1 protein-coding gene is annotated in these 1789 nt (G+C 56.0%); it reads left to right on the forward strand.

Translation table 11 applies throughout. The features are described from left to right. Positions 1-6: 6 nt before the first annotated feature. Positions 7-1789 (forward strand): phenylalanine--tRNA ligase subunit beta (gene pheT / locus MJZ25_16555; protein ID MCQ2125779.1); only part of this gene is annotated, 1783 nt, incomplete at its 3' end.

Genomic DNA, 1789 nt, shown 5'->3' on the forward strand with positions numbered 1-1789 from the left:
TAAAAAATGAAAGTTTCTTTAAGTTGGCTGAAGCGTCATGTGGATCTGCCGGAATCTGTGGCAGAAATTGAAAAGGCACTCACTTCCATCGGCTTGGAAGTGGAAGGCATCGAAGAACCGGGCAAGGTTTACGACAAGCTGGTGGTGGCAAAGGTCCTCACCTGCGAAAACCATCCGGATAGCGACCACCTCCACATCACCACCGTCAACAACGGCACTGAAACCATCCAGATCGTTTGCGGCGCACCTAACGTTGCTGCAGGCCAGACAGTTGTTCTTGCTCCCATCGGTGCAGAACTGCCCATGAGCGACGGCACTGTCCTCAAGATGAAGAAGTCCAAGATCCGCGGCGTGGAAAGTTTCGGCATGATTTGCGCCGAAGACGAAATCGGTCTTTCCGACGACCATGGCGGCATCATGGTTCTGGATGACTCCATTCCCGCAGGCACCCCGTTTGTAAGCCTGGGCATGTACGACGTCTGTTTCGAACTGAACGTCACCCCCAACCGTCCGGACGCTCTTTGCCACCGCGGTGTTGCCCGCGAACTGGCTGCCAAGTTTAACCGCCCCCTGAAGCCCCTCTCCTACAACCTGGTAGAAGAAGCCGATGCAGCCTCCTCCGCAGTTTCCGTGGAAGTGGTTCCCGGTTGCGGTTGCTCCCGCTATACCGCCCGCGTCATCAAGGGCGTAGAAGTCAAGCAGAGCCCCAGCTGGCTCGCCAAGCTTTTGCACACCGTTGGCATGAACTCCATCAACAACGTGGTGGACATCACCAACTTCATCCTCATGGACGTGGGCCAGCCTCTCCATAGCTTCGACATGGACCAGCTGAAGGGTTCCATGATCAAGGTCCGCCGTGCCGTGAAGGGCGAAAAGATTCAGACCATCGACCACACCGACCACGAACTCACAGAAGCCGAACTGGTCATCTGCGATGGCGACCGTCCCGTAGCCGTAGCCGGCACCATGGGCGGTGTAGAATCCGAAATTATCGACGCCACCAAGAACGTTCTTCTGGAAAGCGCCTACTTCAACCCCACCATCGTCCGTAAGCAGGCCAAGCGCCTGGGAATCGGCTCCGATTCCAGCTACCGTTTTGAACGCGGTATCGACACCACCACCCAGGACGAATACAGCAAGTACGCTTGCGCCATGATCCAGGAAGTGGCTGGCGGCAAGGTCCTGAAGGGCTGCGTGGAATACACCGGCGACGACCACCAGAAGGAACTTACAAAGATTGACCTTCGCGTTTCCCGCGTTGCAAAGATCATCGGCATGGACATTGCAGCCGACGTAATCCGCAAGCATCTTACCAGCATCAACCTGAACCTGGTTGCAGAAAATGGCGAGACCATGACCTTCGAAATTCCGGGCAACCGTCCGGACCTGGAACGCGAAGTGGACCTCATCGAAGAAGTGGCCCGCCTCGTAGGTTTCGACAACATTCCTTACAGCCTGCCCAAGTTCACCATGCAGCCCAACGAACTTCCGGCTGTAGAACAGATGAACAGAAAGATCCGCAGAACTCTTTCTGCCATGGGTCTCCATGAATGCTTGAACCTGCGCTTTACCAGCAAGGCTCGCACCGAGGCACTCTTTGGCACCGACGCTTCTGACCGTCGTGCAAACCCCGCAGCACTTCTGAACCCCCTGTCCGAAGAACTGGGCGTTGTTCCTACTTCTCTTCTCCCCAACTTGCTGAAGAACGTTGCTGAAAACGAAAAGAACCGTCCGGGTTCCGTTCGCTTGTTCGAAGTGGCCAAGGGCCAGTTCAAGCGTGAACGCGCCG

Source organism: Fibrobacter sp. (assembly GCA_024399065.1).
In the GTDB taxonomy this organism is placed as follows: domain Bacteria; phylum Fibrobacterota; class Fibrobacteria; order Fibrobacterales; family Fibrobacteraceae; genus Fibrobacter.